General features: G+C 44.6%; 14 protein-coding genes and 1 pseudogene. 2 read left to right on the top strand and 13 right to left on the bottom strand.

Annotated elements, in window-relative coordinates; translation table 11 throughout:
- The first annotated feature begins 78 nt into the window (after positions 1–78).
- Positions 79–414 (top strand): hypothetical protein, encoded by a 336-nt coding sequence (locus D0T66_RS00635; RefSeq protein ID WP_255489670.1) that lies wholly within the window; start codon positions 79–81, stop codon positions 412–414.
- A complete protein-coding gene (locus D0T66_RS00640) occupies positions 415–957 on the top strand; it encodes a 1-acyl-sn-glycerol-3-phosphate acyltransferase (protein WP_163355099.1) in 543 nt (180 codons plus the stop codon). It begins immediately after the preceding gene.
- Here the strand turns inward: D0T66_RS00640 and D0T66_RS00645 are convergent.
- The 13 genes and pseudogenes from D0T66_RS00645 to D0T66_RS00705 all read right to left on the bottom strand — a co-directional run bounded on the left by D0T66_RS00645 (position 944) and on the right by D0T66_RS00705 (position 17,609).
- Positions 944–1,996, bottom strand: a complete 1,053-nt coding sequence (locus tag D0T66_RS00645; RefSeq protein ID WP_163355100.1) for an AMP-binding protein — start codon at positions 1,994–1,996, stop codon at positions 944–946. The two genes, D0T66_RS00640 and D0T66_RS00645, sit on opposite strands and share 14 nt — an antisense overlap.
- On the bottom strand, positions 1,993–3,048 hold the full coding sequence (locus tag D0T66_RS00650; protein ID WP_163355101.1) for an o-succinylbenzoate synthase: 1,056 nt from the start codon (positions 3,046–3,048) through the stop codon (positions 1,993–1,995). Before D0T66_RS00650 ends, D0T66_RS00645 begins: the two co-directional genes overlap by 4 nt.
- A 34-nt stretch (positions 3,049–3,082) precedes the next feature.
- Positions 3,083–4,483, bottom strand: a complete 1,401-nt coding sequence (locus tag D0T66_RS00655; protein ID WP_163355102.1) for a DHA2 family efflux MFS transporter permease subunit — start codon at positions 4,481–4,483, stop codon at positions 3,083–3,085.
- A gap of 144 nt (positions 4,484–4,627) precedes the next feature.
- Positions 4,628–5,278: pseudogene (locus tag D0T66_RS00660) on the bottom strand (DUF1080 domain-containing protein); the annotation flags it as partial.
- A 119-nt stretch (positions 5,279–5,397) separates the two neighbouring features.
- Positions 5,398–6,828, bottom strand: a complete 1,431-nt coding sequence (locus tag D0T66_RS00665; protein ID WP_163355104.1) for a Gfo/Idh/MocA family oxidoreductase — start codon at positions 6,826–6,828, stop codon at positions 5,398–5,400.
- An 18-nt stretch (positions 6,829–6,846) separates the two neighbouring features.
- Entirely contained in the window at positions 6,847–7,680 is an 834-nt protein-coding gene (locus D0T66_RS00670; RefSeq protein WP_370520750.1) for an FAD:protein FMN transferase, read from the bottom strand.
- A 5-nt stretch (positions 7,681–7,685) separates the two neighbouring features.
- On the bottom strand, positions 7,686–7,934 hold the full coding sequence (locus D0T66_RS00675; protein WP_163355105.1) for a hypothetical protein: 249 nt from the start codon (positions 7,932–7,934) through the stop codon (positions 7,686–7,688).
- Positions 7,931–9,220, bottom strand: a complete 1,290-nt coding sequence (locus tag D0T66_RS00680; protein ID WP_163355106.1) for a Gfo/Idh/MocA family protein — start codon at positions 9,218–9,220, stop codon at positions 7,931–7,933. The genes D0T66_RS00675 and D0T66_RS00680 overlap by 4 nt, the downstream gene beginning before the upstream one ends.
- Before the next feature lie 81 nt (positions 9,221–9,301).
- Complete coding sequence (locus D0T66_RS00685; protein ID WP_163355107.1) at positions 9,302–11,212, bottom strand: RagB/SusD family nutrient uptake outer membrane protein; 1,911 nt, start codon at positions 11,210–11,212, stop codon at positions 9,302–9,304.
- A gap of 24 nt (positions 11,213–11,236) precedes the next feature.
- The gene (locus D0T66_RS00690) at positions 11,237–14,356 is read right to left on the bottom strand and encodes a SusC/RagA family TonB-linked outer membrane protein (protein ID WP_163355108.1); all 3,120 of its coding nucleotides are present in this window, start codon (positions 14,354–14,356) and stop codon (positions 11,237–11,239) included.
- Between the two features lie 75 nt (positions 14,357–14,431).
- Positions 14,432–15,856, bottom strand: coding sequence for an MFS transporter (locus D0T66_RS00695; protein WP_163355109.1), 1,425 nt, complete (start codon positions 15,854–15,856; stop codon positions 14,432–14,434).
- Positions 15,857–15,877: 21 nt separating this feature from the next.
- Entirely contained in the window at positions 15,878–16,546 is a 669-nt protein-coding gene (locus D0T66_RS00700) for a bifunctional 4-hydroxy-2-oxoglutarate aldolase/2-dehydro-3-deoxy-phosphogluconate aldolase (RefSeq protein ID WP_163355110.1), read from the bottom strand.
- A 25-nt stretch (positions 16,547–16,571) separates the two neighbouring features.
- Positions 16,572–17,609 (bottom strand): sugar kinase, encoded by a 1,038-nt coding sequence (locus D0T66_RS00705; RefSeq protein ID WP_163355111.1) that lies wholly within the window; start codon positions 17,607–17,609, stop codon positions 16,572–16,574.
- Between the last annotated feature and the right edge of the window lies 1 nt (position 17,610).

A 17,610-nucleotide genomic window follows, 5' to 3' on the forward strand; every position in this document is an offset into this window, starting at 1 on the left:
TTATTTGTCTATTTTAAGTTTTTGTAGTTAATCTTCCATAAAAAGAGGAAGACCAATGTCTTTTTCGTATCTTTGTATATGAATGTTCTAAAAACGGCTCTTAATGAACCGGTAAAATTACAACTATTTTTTGATATGAGTAGCAGACGAAATTTGAAAAAAAACATAAATAAAACAATCGGTATTTTATTTGCTGACTGTTTGATATACAAACTCTACGTTGTGGATGCAGACCAACAGGCTGCCGACACTGTTATAGATAAATTGTTAGAAGTGCAATCTGAATTTACAAAACGCGTTTCTATCAACGAAGGAAAAGAAGTAAAAGGCCGCGTAAGCCAATATTACAAAAAGCTGAAATCTGATTTTGCCCAAAAGATAAATGAGATAGGCCAAGAAATCGCATCCCTTTAAATGAGAATTATATGTAAGCTCATCCTGCGTATGATAGGATGGAGGATAGCCGGAAACACTGACTATCCGGCTAAGTGTGTTATTTGTGTCGCTCCTCATACGAGTAATTTCGATTTGTTTGTGGGATTGCTGGTCTATACTGCGATGGGACGCCGCTCGTACTTTTTTATTAAGAAAGATTGGTTCTTCTTCCCGATGAATTTGATATTTAGATGGTTAGGCGGAATACCGGTCGACAGGTCGAAGAAAACATCGCTGACCGAGCAGGTTGCGGAGGAATTTAAGAAGCGCGATAAATTCCAGATTGCTATCACTCCCGAAGCTACCCGCAAACCGAATGCCGAATGGAAGCGTGGTTTCTACTTTATAGCTGTGGCGGCCGAAGTGCCTATTGTCATAGCATCGATTGACTATAAGCGTAAGGTGGTGGATTTTATGGATACTTTCTATCCTACGGGTGATGCCGACAAGGATATAGAAACGATAAAAAGCTACTACACCGACGTTACGGCAAAGCACCCCGAACGGTTTACCCTTTACTGATTAATTCTTTCAGTTTCTTTCGGTTTATCTTACCTGTTTCGGTGAGTGGGATTGTTGTTACCATCACTTTCCGTGGACGGTGATATTTGGGAAGCGCATCTAATTTTTCTTCGTCTATCGCCTTTTCGGTAGCCAATACGATTATTTCGCCTAATTTGCTGTCCGGTAGCGAACTGATTGCGAATGGAATATCTTTCAATATGGATTTCAGCTCGTTTTCTATCATTTCCGCCTGAATCTTAATCCCCCCCGAATTAATAATATTATCCCTGCGCCCGATAATAGAGAATGTACCGTCCTCGTGTATTTCGGTTATGTCGTTCGTATACAATCGTTCATCGGCTACTAAAGGTGCATCGATGATGAGCGCATTGTCCGCATCTAATGAGATAGTGACGGACGGGAATAAGCGATATGCCGCGCTTTTGTCCTCCCCGCTTAATTTGCGCAGGGCGATATGTGAGAGCGTTTCGGTCATGCCATAGGTAGAGTAAATATCGTTCGGCATGCCTGCTAATTGTGTCGCCAACCCTTCGTCGATAGCTCCCCCTCCGATAATAAGGGAGTTGATTTTTGCTAACCGCTCTCTTTCTGTTTCATTCTCTAATGAGTTTTGCACCTGCAAGGGAATCATCGCTGCAAAATCGAAAGATATATCAGTGTCTATTAACGGGTGTCCATCCGGCTGGATGGGGTATAAATCCAGTTCCGCATAAAGCGCGCGAACGACCACCATCTTTCCGGCGATATAGTCCAATGGCAGACACAGTAAGGCCTTGTTTCCGGCTTGCAGATTAAGAAATGAACATGTCAATCGGGCGCTGTTCAGCATGCGTTCTTTCGATACCTGCATCGGCTTAGGCGTTCCCGTCGAGCCTGATGTTTGCACGGTGAGGGTAGGGGAATCGCTGAACCATTCGTGCAGAAAGGTATATAATTTGCCATGAAAAGCCGATTTATCGGCAAATGGCGGTCGTTCATTACCTAAGAAAGCTTCTTCCGTATATTTTACCCCCTCTATGGTTATACTTCCTGTCATAGTGCAAACAGTTTATTATCAGGAAAGTCCCCTTTCGGATCGAACCATAAGTTATCTCCTTTTATTTCCAGCGGCATAGCGATGTTATTGGTATATAACATACCCGTTCCAAGTCCTTGCGGCAGTGTATTGCCGAAGGTCGAACACCATTGGGCAATACAGTTCAGTCCGATATTCGACTCCAAAGCGGAAGTTATCCACCAATCAATCTGCATCGTTTCTGCCAGATTAATCCATTCGGTTGCACCGCTCAACCCTCCGTGCAAGGTAGGTTTGAGGATGATGTATTGCGGTTTTATCGTGTCTAATAGTCGCTCTTTATCAGCCGGATTATTCCAGCCTATCAATTCCTCGTCTAATGCAATGGGCAGAGGTGTTTGGGCGGTTAGTTTCGCCATCTCCTCCCATTGTCCGGCGCGGATAGGTTGCTCTATGGAATGGAGGTCGAGCTCGGAGAGGCGTTTCAGTTTCTCTAAGGCATCTTTGGGAGCGAAAGCTCCGTTAGCATCTACCCGTAAAGTGATTTCTTTGGCAGAGAAATGCTTGCGGATGTGGCGCAGTAAATCCAACTCTTTTTCGAAATCTATTGCACCGATTTTCAGCTTGATACACTGGAATCCTTGCTGCATTTTCTGCTCTATCTGTTCCAGCATGAAAGTATATTCACCCATCCAGATTAGTCCGTTGATGGGTATTCCCGCTTCTCCTCTCGTGAAGGGGGTATCGAACAGTTCGAAACTTTTACGATTGTAGTGTAACATGGCCGTTTCCAGCCCGAAAAGTATAGACGGATAGTTTCGTAGCGATTCTGTATCTAATGCCTGCTTTTCCTCCAATTGCGCACAAAAGGAGGCAAGGGTTGCTTCATAGTTCTCGTTGTAATCGGCACTCAAATCGAATAGGGGAGCACATTCGCCTATTCCGTAATGGCCGTTGTCGTCGGAGTTATAGATGACGATGTACCAAATTTTATGCTCGTTGTAAACGCCCCGCGATGTTCCTGCCGGACGTTTGAATTGTAGGGTATATGGGATTATTCTGGTTTTAAGCATATACTATCAAAATATAGATAGACAAAAATACAATTTACTTTTTATTCCGTACCGAATTTCCGTCATCAGGTTTCAATTTGCTGTAGCCATAAAGGTGTATTGCCGCCAATATAGACACAAATATGAATGCTAACCGGAAATCGGGAACGGTATAATCCCCCGCAGTGCCCCCGTTGAGGACGTTTGAGAACCGGAGGAGTACGGCTCCCATCGCAATACCCAACCCCGACGACATTTGCTGTATGGTGCTATATAACGAGTTGGCAGGCGTCATTTTATCCGAAGGCACATCGCTGAATGCCAGTGTTGTAATACTCGTGAACTGCATCGAACGTGTCATCCCCGACAAGAACATTACCAATACTATCAGCCAGACGGGCGTCGTTGGTAACAGGAAAGCTGTGCAGAGGGTGAAAAATGCCATCAGGATACCGTTCACTATCAATATGTTGCGGAACGGAAAATGGCGGATTGTCCACACCGTAGCCGTTTTCATACTCAGGTTGCCCGCCATTGTGGCAACGAATAATAGCCCCGATTCGAAAGGGCTTAGCCCGAATCCTATCTGAAACATTAGCGGTACCAGATAAGGCGCTACACCTATTATCATGCGTGTGATAGTACCCATCGTGATGGTCATGCGATAGGTGTCGATTCTTAATATAGAATAGTCTATCAACGGGTTGGAAGTATGCTTCGAGTATTTGACATTCAGATAGATAAGCGATACACTGACAATAATCATCACTATCGGAATCCAGAAATGCACTTCCGTATGACTGAACATCTCTACGCCATACATAAATCCGGCAAAGCCCAAACCGCTCAATATGAATCCGACTTTATCGAAACGCTTCTTGATGTCTTTTTCTTCTTTTTCTTTAGGCATATTGTTCCATGCCAGTATAATACAGAAGATACTGATAGGAATATTGAGCAGGAATATCCAGTGCCACGACCAGTAAGTTGTCAGGTATCCTCCGATAAGAGGCCCTAATATAGGCGCTATCAGGGCAGGTACGGTTATCGTATTCATGGCGGAAACAAGTTCCCCCTTAGAAGTCGATTTCAATACAGCCAGACGCCCTACGGGAGTCATCATAGCGCCTGCCATCCCTTGCATAACGCGGAAAATAACAAACTGCGTGAGGTTTTGCGATGTCCCGCACAAAACGGATGCTATAATAAAGAAGACGATTGCCGCACAGAATACCTTTCTTGTGCCGAAGCGGTCGGCTATCCATCCACTGACGGGGATAAATATAGCCAATGCAATCATATAGGAGGTAATCCCGGCACTTAGATGGATAACGTCTGTCCCGAACGAGTGTGCCATAGCAGGGACAGCTGTATTTACAGCGGTCGTGTCGAGGTTTTGCATGAAAAATGCGACTGCTACCGTCAGGGCTATAGTTGTAGAACGTTTGAGAGCCATCCTGCAGGATTTAATAATTGAACTACAAAGTTAACAATCCAGAACTCGTATTGTTGTGTTTCAGGCAAAAAGTGACATGAAAACAAAACAGGGAAAGGCTTCTGAATACCTTCCCCCGTTTATGTTGAAATACTAACAATTAAACTAATCTAACACTTTGATTTTTATGTTTTTGAAATATACTTCGTCGCCGTGATCCTGCAACAGGATATTCCCTTCGGTCAGGTTTCCGAAGTTAGGCCAGTTTTTATATTTGCTGTAAGCTACCAACGAATTGAACATCTGGGTATTCCGTTCGTATTCTACAACCTTTACACCGTTCAGCCAGTGTTCTACCTTATTGCCCATAACGACAACCATAGCCGTATTGAAATCGTTGAAATAGAACTTGAAAGCTCCTCCTCTTTCCGAAGGAATCAGGTCGTACAACGATGCCAGTGTCCTGTTCCCTTTTACGCCCATTTTGGCATCCGGATGGCGTTCGTCATCCAATATCTGAAATTCGCACCCGATAGCCGAGCCTTCGCCTTTGTTCAGGTCGGAATTGACGAAATATTTAATGCCGCTGTTAGCGCCCGGTGTGATTTTGAAATCGACTTTCAGTATAAAGTTTTTATACTTTTGAATTGTAACGATGTCGCCGCCATTAGACGATTCTCCGCCGCCACTTTTGTGTACTTTCAGCACGCCGTCTTTTATACTCCATCCTTTTTGCGGGAATGTGCTCAATTTGGCGCCTCGCCATCCGTTGGTTGTTTTCCCGTCCCATAGCAGTGACCATCCTTCGCGGATTTCCTGCTCGGTGAGTCGGTTATCGAAATTCTGGGCAGTTACGCCTGCCGCAAAAGGGAGTAGCAATAATAGCAATAATAATTGTTTCTTCATTTTAGTCTTATTCCTTTAAATAGTTAAACTTATATCTTGTAAAATTCTTCCCATCCTTTACGCGGTGGAACACCGGCAAGCATCGCATTTCCAAACTCGTTGTTTGTTATCTGTTTGCTGGCACGGTCGAATTTGATAGGCGCATTCAAGCGTTGTACCAATACGCCTAAAGAGAATACCTGGCTCAATGGTCCGTGTATCTCGAATGGTGAGCGTGTTTTCTCTTCGCCGCGACAGGCCAACAAGAAGTTGGCAAAGTGATTGGATGTACTCTTCTGTACTTCAGGCAGTTTCGATGCCATTTCTTTCGCTTTTTCTTCAGGGATGATAGACAATGTGCTGCCGTGGCTCGCTCCTTTGAATATCAGTTCGTCGCTGTAGATAATCTTACCCGGATTCAGTTTTGCCGGTTGTATTTTACCGCCTGCGACGGTTGGAATATTCGGGTCGAGTTCCGATACGCCATATCCTGCCGGAACAGGAGGAATATTGTTTACCCCGTCGTACCACGTGATGTCCATTGCCGGCATATCGCCCCGTCGGGGGAAGCGGAACTGGATGGTAGAGGACATCGGAAAGAAGTAATCGTTGTGCCCTTCCAGTTTGACCGGGATAACTTCGTATGGTAATCCCAATTCGAGGAATTCGTGCACCGTGTCTATAATATGTGCTCCCCAGTCTCCCAGAGCGCCCATCCCGAAATCGTACCAGCAACGCCAGTTTCCGTGGTGATACTTGTTGCTATAATCATGGTAAGGTTTGGCCATTAGCCAGGTATCCCAATCCATACCTTGCGGTATCGGTTGTCCTTCGGGTGCTTTGTAGATATTGGTATCCCATCCGTGCCAACGGCGCGGGTTATTCATGTGTGCTACTACTTCGGTAACGTTCTTGATGATACCGGCATCTTTCCATGCTTTGAACTGGAAATAGTTGGCCTCGGAGTGTCCTTGATTACCCACTTGAGTTACGACATTCGGATGCTTTTTGGCAGCCTCCATCATCAGTTCCACTTCGTAGAATGTACAAGCCATTGGTTTTTCCACGTATACATGCTTGCCCAATGCCAGCGCCATCATACAGATAGGGAAGTGCGAGTGATCGGGCGTTCCTACGGAAACTGCTTCGATTTCGTTGCCCATCTTGTCGAACATCTCGCGGAAGTCCTTGAAACGCTTCGCTTTGGGGTACTTATTCATTATCTCCTGTGTATGTTTGGCTCCCATATCTACGTCGCACAAGGCAACAACATTGGCAAAGCCTGTTTTTTCAAATTCCTTGATAATATCCCCGCCCCGGTAGCCTATACCTACACAAGCGAGATTGACTTTTTTATTGGCACCGTTCACTCTCCGATAACTGTCGGCATCCATAGCCTTCAATGTACCGCCTACTCCGTTTACGGTAAGCCCTGCAGCGGCTAATCCTGCTGTCCTTAAAAAATTTCTACGTGTTACCATTTTTTTTATTCTTTATTATTAATGAATATTTATATGATTGATTACTGTTGCTTCAAAATTCTTTAATATCTCTTCCTGATAGCTGTCGGGCGCGGCAAACAAGCCGGTAGACAGTGCTTCGCCGTCGGTCGCTTTTTTTGTTTTCACCGAAATCGTTTTTGCTCCTTCGACATACTGGTGCGAATAAGGCGATACGATATGCTTCCGTTCGGTCGTATTGTTGCCCGATGTGGTGAGGCATTCATTCTCGAGCTTTACACTCTTGGCTGAATGAGATGAATCAAATCCGACTTCCCATCCTACCCCGTGGGGGTGGTTGCCCAATCCCAATACCGAGCTGTTGCCTATATTTATAAGAGCATTAGCCATGTTATGGTTATACAAAATATCTCTTGTTGCTTCTATGGCATACCCTTTGAGGTAGCCCGAGAGATTGATTTTTATTCCTTCTTTGCGAAAGGAAATAGTCCTATTCTGTTCCGATAGGGTTATATGTTTTATTGTGTCTGCGGCATGGTTCTCCGAAGCGAATGTTACGTCGAAATATCCGGCTGTCAGGTTGTTGTATGATATGCATTGACTAACTAAACCGAAAAGTTCGTCGCTTATAGCGACTGGGTGCTGATATGCCGTATTATTGACAAGCGAAAGCTCGCTCGACGGGTCGAAATAATTGGCAGTCTTTTCCAACTGATGCAGCCTGTCGTATATTGTTTCGGCAATTTGTTTGAGTTCGTTTTCCTCCCGGTCGCATAATATGATATCGATACGGGTATTCATCAGGCTGAACCAAGCGTACAGCATGCTCTTGTCCGTATCGATTTGCTTATATATGTTACCGATTCGTTTCACGTTTGTTACCTTGCCTTTTTAGGTTTAACCAGCGATTTCACTCCGTAAAAGATAATACGGATAATACTCCAGATGATATATAGCACAATAGCTGCCACCGTGACATAGCCTAATGACGTGAATAGTTCGCTGAAAGATGTATTTCTATACGTCATTATAGCATATACATTGGCAAGGTTGGCAATGACAAAGCAGATTATAAATGTTATAATCTCTATTTTCTTACGTCTGGCTGAGATGATAGTATCTTTCATGGGATAACAGTTTGTCTTCTGTGATTTAGATAATCGAGTTTAAATTCATCAGGGAAAGTGAGTGTTCTTTCCTCTACAAGCGCTTGGTCGCCTAAGAGCGTCATGGCACTTGCATAATATCCTTCCTCTGCAATCTTAGGCGGTTGTTGCCCGGTTATAGCAGCTTCAACAAAAGCATCCATCAACAGGTCTGTACCATCCGATTTCGGCTTTTCACCCAGAATATATTCCCCTTTGTTTTCCTGTGCCGTTTCGGGCGCCCAGCTTGTTCCGGCAAAAGGCAATGTGCCGAATACGCTGTGCTCGGTATCGTTTACCATGCGTAGGAATGCAGGGGCAGGAGGGGTGGTTTCGAAATAATATTTCCCTTTTTCGGGTTCGATGGTTCCCAGATTACCCAATATCTGTTCTTCGAGGCCGTAGAATTTATTGGAGATAACCGAATCGAAGGTCATCTTCACACCATTGTCGAAGACGTAGATACAACTTATATTGTCGAATACTTCGCGTCCGTCGTGCCAGTATGTTATCGCGCCGTGTCCCATCACTTTGTCGGGGATGGATTGCATCGCCCAGCTTCCCACTTGCAATTGATGTCCAGCAAGTTCGGTCATCAGGCCTTTGGAATATTCGCGATAGAGGCGCCAGTTGATTTGGCGTTCCAGTTCGGGCGAAGGTACATTCCGCCTCCAGTCTCCGTTCCTGTACCAGAAAGTGCGTATAGCCTCTATTTCGCCGAACGTGCCTGCATGTATCATTTCCATAGCTTTGATATAGCGCGGATCGAACAAGCGTTGCTGGCCGGAGAAGAATACCTTTCCGGTTGACTTGTGTTTGTTATATATTTTGAAGCATTCTTCGATGTTGAAGCCTATAGTCTTTTCACACAAAACATGTTTTCCGGCATCGAAAGCATCCAATGCGATTTGGCAATGCGTATAGAGCGGGGTAGCTATCACTACGGCATCTATGCTTTTATCTTCCAGTAGTTTTCGGTAATCCGTATAAACCGCAGCCTTAGGCACTTTCTTCAATGCTTCATCAATCGAAGGCTGATATATATCGCAAATAGCTGTAATTTCAGCTTTCGGATTATTGAGCAGGAAACCCATCAGATGGCGTCCGCGCGAACCGGGACCTATAATCCCTATGCGGACGACGGAATTTCCTGTGTGTTTTTCTTCGGAAAAGGCGGATAGCCATGGGCTCGAGAGCAGGAGTGTTCCGGCGCTTACTAAGCCTATTTTCTTCAGAAAATTACGTCTGTCTAATGAAATTTCGTCCATAGTATTCATCTTTTTTTAATAGACTGACAGGCATTATACCTGCCAGTCTATAATGAAATTAACCTTTTTATTATGAGAAAATTATCTGTCGACTCCGGCAGGTCCCATAACCGTTCCTGTAGGAGGTACCGTTAATGGTGGCTGATTATTTTCAGCACCCGGATAGCCTATATTCTGGTTGATTACGCCTTGTGTATTCAATGATATTTCAGACGCAGGTATCGGCCAAAGTACATGGTGTACACTGATTTTGTAGTTGGCGTTATTCCCAAAATTCACTTTGTTGTAGAAGTTGTTGCGTGAATTAACCCAATCCCACCAGAAGTTGTAACCCTCTTGTTTGATATTCGAATTAGTTCCGCCCGGTCCGGAGAAGTCGGTTAAAGAGTAAACTCTTCCGCCGAAAACTTCGCATGATTTTCCTGATTTGGCAAAAGTGTAGGCTATACGAACGATTTCGGTGTGGCGGGCTTCTTCGTAGAATAACTCGCGGGCACGTTCGTTCAGTATTTCCCCGATATTGATATCGGCAGCAGTCAACGGATCTGCTCCGGCACGTGTGCGCACATTATTGATAGCTGTGGCGGCAGGGCCTAATTCGCCTTTCCAGTAATGAGCTTCGGCAAGTAATAACCAGGCTTCGGCGCTACGATAGATATACCAAGGGCTATCGCCACCGTCCCATCTTGTTCTCAACGGATCGGGCACGAATGTCTTGTAGTGAGGCCATGCATACCATACGCGCATAGAGTCGAGTTTGGATATACTTACGGGCAACTGGATATTTTGTCCATACCAAGGGTCGTTGTTTCTTTTCAGCGAAGGCTCGTTATATTGCAAGTCGCTGGTATGTTTCCAACTGTCGTTGTTATAAATACCTCGCAGGTCGTTTGCTTCTTTCAGTCCCCATATGTCATAGGCAAAATAGTCGGAAGTACGCACGCGACCGATTCCTCGTCCGTATGTCTGGTTGAGGTTCATTAACGGATTTGTTTCGCCATCAGCAAGTTTACCTTCAGTTGTACCTGTTTTCCCGGTCGGGGTTTTTATAGCCGAACTATTCCAGAAAGGTACGCAACCGCGCATAATATCCATTTTGGTCGAACCTTCGATACCTGTGTAAGATACTACATACATGATACCTTCGGTATTGGCAGGATCTGTCTTAGCTTCCACACTGTGCAGGTCGTGCATCAGGTTGGTATTCGGCTTCGTCTTATTGGCTGTGAATCGTTGAGTCATCAGCGGATAAGCAGCAGTTACTTCCTGTCCTACTTGTATAGCTCTGTCGTAATCGCCCAATTCGATGCATATTTTCATCAACAGCATACCACAGGCACCTTTAGATGTTTTTCCTCTGAGCACATTCTGAGGAACCCACTCGTAAGCAAATTCAAGGTCTTTTTTCATCCTTTCCAAGATACTCCATCTGTCATAGGTGCGAAGGTTTACAACTGGGCCGGTAATTTCCCAGTCGATATAAGGAACATCTCCGAATTGGTGTGTCAGTTTGTAATAGCGGTAGGCGCGTTGGAAATAGGCTGCACCTAATACAGCATTTTTTTCATTCTGATCTTTAAATTCGGCATCGTCGAGTCTTGAAATGACTAAGTTCGCATATTTAATGGCACTGTATCCTTCGTTCCAGTACCAACCTATTCTGGTATGGTCAGTACCATCGAGGTTCGCGTCTGGTAAAATGGCAATATCCATATTTTTTTGTGGCGAACTTCTATCCGTACAACCATTCACAGCAATATCCGAATGTATTATTTCGGTTTGTATCGGCGCTGCTTCGCCGGTGTATTCGTGCCGCATATTCCTTTCGGCAGCGGCCAATCCTGCATACAAGCCTTCGGCATTTGTAAAGGAATTTTCAGGCGTATAAAGAGATAGAGGTTTCGGATCGAGCCACGAATCGCTACAACCAGCCAATACGGCTATGAATGTAATAGATGCGATTATGCATTTGTGTATGTTATTTATTTTCATATTACTCATTTTTTTAGTTAGAAATTACAAAGTGAAATTAACTCCAATCGTGAAAGTCCTTCCGTATGGTTCACCTGTTTCAGCATCCCAGTTATTTTTCCAGTCCGGAGCAAAAACAGCAACATTGCGAATAGAACCAGTCAATCGCATGTCCTTGACAAGGAACCTACTAAGGAATTTCTGAGGAACATAGTAAGATAATGTTATATTATCCAGACGGATGAATGATCTGTTTACCCAGTTTGTTCCTTTATTATTCGATTTGATACGTGCATAATCGTTTATCGGATTTTCCGGTGTCCAGCGTGGGTAGTCATAATTGCTTTCGCGTTCGGCCAACCAGTTGTTTGCTGCATCGTTAAAGGTATTATGTTGTCCCCATAATGAATATACCATGAATGAAAGCTCAAAATCATTATATATCCTGAAGTTGTTGCGAAGTGACCAACGGAAACGAGGCGTCTTGTACTTTTGGAAGCGTTTGTCTTTGTCTGTTAATAAGCCATCTCCATCTTGATCGACGTATTTGAAATCACCTGGTTGTAATCCATATTTGGCTGCTTCAGTTTCTTCTCCTATCTGCCATACTCCATCGCGCACATAGCCGTATATCTGATCCGGGTCGCGTCCTATAAACCAACTGTTTTTGGTGTCGTCGGCCTCTCGTTGTCCGATGACGTTCCCGAACTCGTCGACGATGTCAATCTTGTCACCATACAATTTGGTTAGCTTACGTCTGTTCAGAGAGAAAGTACCGGTAGCATGCCATTCGAAATTATCGATTTTCATAATTTTTGCATTCAATGAAATCTCAATTCCTTTATTATCGATTTTACCCAAGTTTGCTTCAATATTTTGGTAACCTGAAACTCTTGGTAGTTCGCGTGTTACCAACAGGTCATTTGTTTCCTTCTTGTAAATATCAATCGAACCTCCAAGAATATCATGGAATATGGAAAAATCGAGACCTAAGTTATACGATTCGGTATTTTCCCATTTCAGGCTATAGTTTGCCATTTTTTTTACATATAATTGAGAGATCAGTTCTATGTTTCCGTTTGTATCGATAATAGGAGTCAGTCCGGAAGTCAAGTCGGCTAATGCGGCATATGAGCCGATATCACTGTTACCGTTTTCTCCCCACGAGAAACGTAATTTACCATACGTCATCCAAGGAGCAAGTTTTTCTCCGAATTTTTCACCCGTGAAAACCCAACCTAAGGCTACAGCCGGGAATGTTGCATGCGGATTATCTTTTCCGAAAGCCGAATACCCGTCGCGGCGAACGGAAGTTGTGAGCATATACTTGTTCATGTAAGAATAGAACAAGCGTCCCATTAATGCATCACGCGTGTTGTATGTATCGTTGCTGTAAGCTTTTGGTATTGTTCCGGCTCCCATGTGGTGATAACCTAATTGGTCGTTCGGCCTGAATTGGCTGGTACGGGATTCTGTTCTCCAGAATTGATTTTTCTCGGCGTTTATCAATCCTGTGAATTCTACATTGTGTTTCTTGTCAAATTCCATCTTCCAGCGGAATACGTTGTCTACTTGCCAGTTGCTCCATTTTTCGTGTGTTCTTTCGGCATCAGCCTCTTTTCGTCCGATATGTTCAGTCGAGTTGTGGTTGAAGAACTCTTTCCATCTGAGGTGTGGCGTAAAGTTCACTTGATATTCGAACCCATATGGCAAATTCAGCCTTCCGAACATCGTTCCATTGAGAGTGGTTATTTTTTCTTTCCTGTCGGTGTACAGATTGTCGTAGAACGGGTTCTTTGACGCTGTATCACCAGTAGGATAAAGCTGATATGGGTCGCCGTCGATGCCTATCGTATTGGCTGCGTATGGCGACAATCTTCTTGCTTGTCCCCAATCGGCAGTAAGATAGCCTTCATTTCTCATGGCGAAGTTCATGTTCATTCCTATTGTAATATACTTATTGATATTAGACTCCAGGTTTAAGCGGCTTGTCAATCTTGTGAAACGGTCGCCTACATAAAGGCTTTCTCTGTCTTGCCAGCCTACCGACCAATAATAAGAACCCTGTTCATTCCGGTTCGAAATACTTGCCGAATAGTCTTGTTGTACTCCTGTGTGGAATACCTGATTTTCCCAATTAGTTGTTTTTCCGGCTAAAAAGTTTTCTTGTTCCGGAGTTGAAAAATCAAGTCGGGTTACCCATGCCAAAAGTAGTTCTTCTTCTGTTACTGATGGCACAGGTGTTCCCTGGTTGTAGTTGTACCAATCTAATTGGCTTACACCATCCAGTTTTCGCGGATCGGTATACATTTGCGGGAACCGTTGTTTATCGGCATCCGATTGCGAGCCGTTCTTTAAATCCTGACGCATTTTTATATAACCTTCAGGACTAAGCACTTTTCGTTGGTCTGCCATTGTAACCCATCCCATGCTGGCATTGAAGTTTACAACAGGCTTTCCTGTGTTTTTCCCTTTTTGAGTCATAATCACAATAACACCATATCCGGATTTTGCCCCGTATACGGCAGCCGAACTGGCATCTTTGAGTACGTCTACCGAAGCGATATCATTCGGGTTCAAGTCGCTCAGGTCACCATCATAAATCACTCCATCCACAACAATCAGGGGTTCGCCACCGTCTTTTAGTGTCCCTTTTCCTCTAATCATGAGGCTGGATGCACCTTTTGCTTTTCCATCGACACCGATGTTAAGCCCGGCAACGTTTGCTCTCAAAAGATCCTGCACCGAACGCGGAGCTTCTGTCTGCAATTTATCTGTTCGCAGAGATGAAATTGCTCCTGTCAGATCGCGTTTTTTGGCTGTACCGTATCCGATAACAACTACTTCGTCGAGGCTCAATTCATTCTCTTCCAATACAACTCTGTATTCAGATGTGTTTCCGATAGTTATCTCTTGTGTTCGGTATCCGAGATAAGAAACAGTAAATACACCTTTAGTAGGGACTTCCAATTCGAATCTTCCGTCCAGATCAGTCATGACGCCTGTCGATGTACCTTTTACGGCAACAGTAGCGCCAATCACAGGCTCTTCTTTTTCGTCCAATACTATACCCGAAATGCTTTTTGTTACGGTTTGAGCATTTACAGATAAGCATAGGAAACTGCATAGCAGCAATAGGGATAAATGTTTTAATTTAATACTCATAATCAAATAGATTAAGGTTAATAATACTTATTTTACTCATTAGGGACTGGTGATTTGTCTCAGTTAATTATATATTTATAAATCGTCGATAGGTTTGAATGCCGGTACCAGAAATCTCATTATCAGCCAGCCTACTATATAGGCCAATGCGCAGAATGTGAATACAATACTGTACCCGGTCGATTTAGTACCCCATTCCACAAAGCTGTAATCGAAAAGCATTCCGCTACCTTTTTGCAGGAAGAAGGAGCCGAGTCCTCCGGCCATTCCGCCGATACCCGTAATGGTTGCAATCGCTTTTTTTGGGAACATGTCGCCTACAGTAGAAAAGATATTGGCTGACCACGCCTGATGTGCCGAGCCTCCGATACCGATAAGTATTATTGGTATCCAATAGCCGCTCTCTCCCAAAATAGCGAGGTGTCCGAGTGGTTGTGCCAATAATATCAGTATAGGGAATAAGGCTATGATGAGCATTGCCTTCATCCGTCCGGCGTAAGGATTCATTCCTTTGTTGATGAAATAGGTCGGAAACTTTCCTCCGAATACCGACCCGAATACGGTAATGGTATAGAGAATACCTATTGGTAGTGCCATATCGGTTGTTTCCATCCCATATTCGGCGCCCAAGTAAGCAGGCGTCCAGAAGAGGAAAAACCACCATACACCGTCGGTCATAAACTTACCGAGTGCAAATGCCCATGTCTGTCGGTATTTGAAACACTTGATAAAAGGGACTTTCTCTTCTTTCTTTGTTGGTTCTTCTTCCTCATAGTCCTGATTGATGTAGGCCCGTTCGGCATCATTCATTTTGTTGTTCTTTTCCGGCGATTTATATAGCAATAGCCAAAAGAACAGCCAGATAAACCCGGTTGCGCCCACAATGATAAAGGCCATCTCCCATCCCCATGCCGCAGCAATGAAAGGAACGGTAAGAGGTGCAAGTATTGCCCCGATATTACATCCCGAGTTGAATATACCGGTAGCGAAAGCCCGGTCTCGCTTAGGAAAGTAATCGGCTGTCGCTTTGATGGCTGCGGGGAAGTTTCCTGCCTCGCCAAAGGCAAGAAAAGAGCGTGCTATGACGAACATCAGGATACTTGTTCCGGCTATCGAAGCTATCAATGTGGCATCAGTCGTGTTCCGCATCGTTTCGGTGTCGGAGATTCCAAGTATACTCTCCGTGAAAGTTCCGCACAGGGCATGAAGGCAGGCAGCAAAAGACCATACAGCAATAGCGATGGCGTATCCTTTTTTTGTGCCGAGTTTATCGATAAAGCGTCCGGCAAACAACAGGGATATGGCATATGCCAATGAGAAGATGGAAGTTATCGTTCCATAATCGCTGTCGGTCCAATGGAAGTCTTTTTCCAATATTGGTTGTAACAATGACAATACTTGCCGGTCGAGGTAGTTGATGGTAGTAGCGAAGAACAATAAGGCACATATCGTCCAGCGGTAGTTCGTCATTTTCTCAATTACATTCTTTGATGTTTTCATGGATTATTTCAGGCTTTTTATTTATTCTCTTGCCTTTTCTACTATGGCAAGCGTTGTTTGGCACAATTGCGTTATTTTATCCCATTCCTTCGCCGCTATTACTTCTTTCGGGAAAAGGTTCGAGCCCATTCCCACACACATAACCCCCGCTTTGAACCAGCTTTGCAGGTTTTCGCTCGTCGGGGATACACCTCCCGTTACCATCAGATTCGACCAAGGCATAGGTGCTTTGATGCTTTTCACGAATTGAGGTCCGACTACATCACCGGGGAATATTTTGATGATGTCGGCGCCTAATTCCTGTGCATAACCCACTTCGGTAGCCGTGGCACAGCCGGGGATATAAGGTATCAGCCGGCGGTTGCAGACCTTGAATATATCGGGATTCAAAAGAGGGCCTACTATAAAATTGGCTCCCATTTGCAGGTACAAAGAAGCTGTACCTGCATCGAGAATAGATCCCACACCTAATACCATTTGTGGGCATTCCCGGGAGCTCCATTTGATTAATTCACTAAATACTTCGTGTGCAAAATCACCGCGATTTGTAAATTCGAATACTCTTATTCCTCCATCATAACAGGCTTTTACGACTTGCTTTGCTACTTCGATGTCGCTGTGATAGAATACTGGTACGATCGCTGTTTGAGCGATTGCCTGGTATGTATGTATTTTACTGAACTTAGCCATATCGTATGTTTTAATTTGTTATTATTTAGCGCGATACACGTCCCGAGCCGTCTCCTTTCATCAGATTTTCGACTTCGGAGACGGTCGCCAGATTGAAATCGCCATAGATTGTATGCTTCAGGCAAGAGGCAGCCACAGCAAATTCCAACGCTTTCTGGTCGTCCTGCGGATAGGTGAGTAAGCCATAGATAAGTCCGCCCATAAAGGAATCGCCACCGCCTACACGGTCTACGATGTGTGTGATGTCATAGCGTTTCGATTGGTATAGCTTGTCCGAATACAAGCATCCGCCCCAAGTGTTGTGATTGGCATTGATAGAGCCGCGAAGGGTGATAATCACTTTCTTCGCTCTGGGGAATCGCTTCATCAGTTGCGTACATACGGATTCGAATTCGGCTGCATCGACTTCTCCGCCTGTATGCGCTACATCGAAACCTTCGGGTTTGATACCGAATACTTTTTCGGCATCTTCTTCATTTCCTAAGATGATATCGCACCCTTCGACTAATGCAGGCATTATATCGGATGCTGTCTTGCCGTATCTCCAGAGGTTTTTGCGATAATTCAGGTCTGTGGAGACGGTTACACCCATTTCGTTGGCTACCTTAATAGCTTCGAGGCAGGCATCGGCAGCGCCTTGCGATAGGGCAGGGGTGATGCCTGTCCAATGGAACCATCCGGCATCGCGGAAGATTTCTTTCCAGTCTATCATACCCGGTTTAATCTCGGCTATGGCAGAATTGGCACGGTCGTAAACCACTTTCGAGGCACGGGCGACAGCTCCTGTTTCGAGGAAGTAAATGCCTACGCGCTCGCCACCCCTGATGATGCGGCTTGTGCTTACGTTATATTTTCTCAGTTCGGCGATACACCAATCGGCAATATCGTTCTGAGGCAGCCGGGTGACAAATTCGGTCGGCATACCGTAATTGGCAAGCGATACGGCCACATTCGCCTCGCCGCCGCCAAAGGTTGCATTCAGTGTATTGGATTGGACGAAACGCTGATAGCCCGGTGTTGCCAGCCGTAGCATGATTTCGCCGAAGGTTACTATTTTTTTCATG

Origin of the sequence: Dysgonomonas sp. 25, from assembly GCF_010501075.1 — a bacterium.
Classification (GTDB): Bacteria; Bacteroidota; Bacteroidia; order Bacteroidales; family Dysgonomonadaceae; genus Dysgonomonas.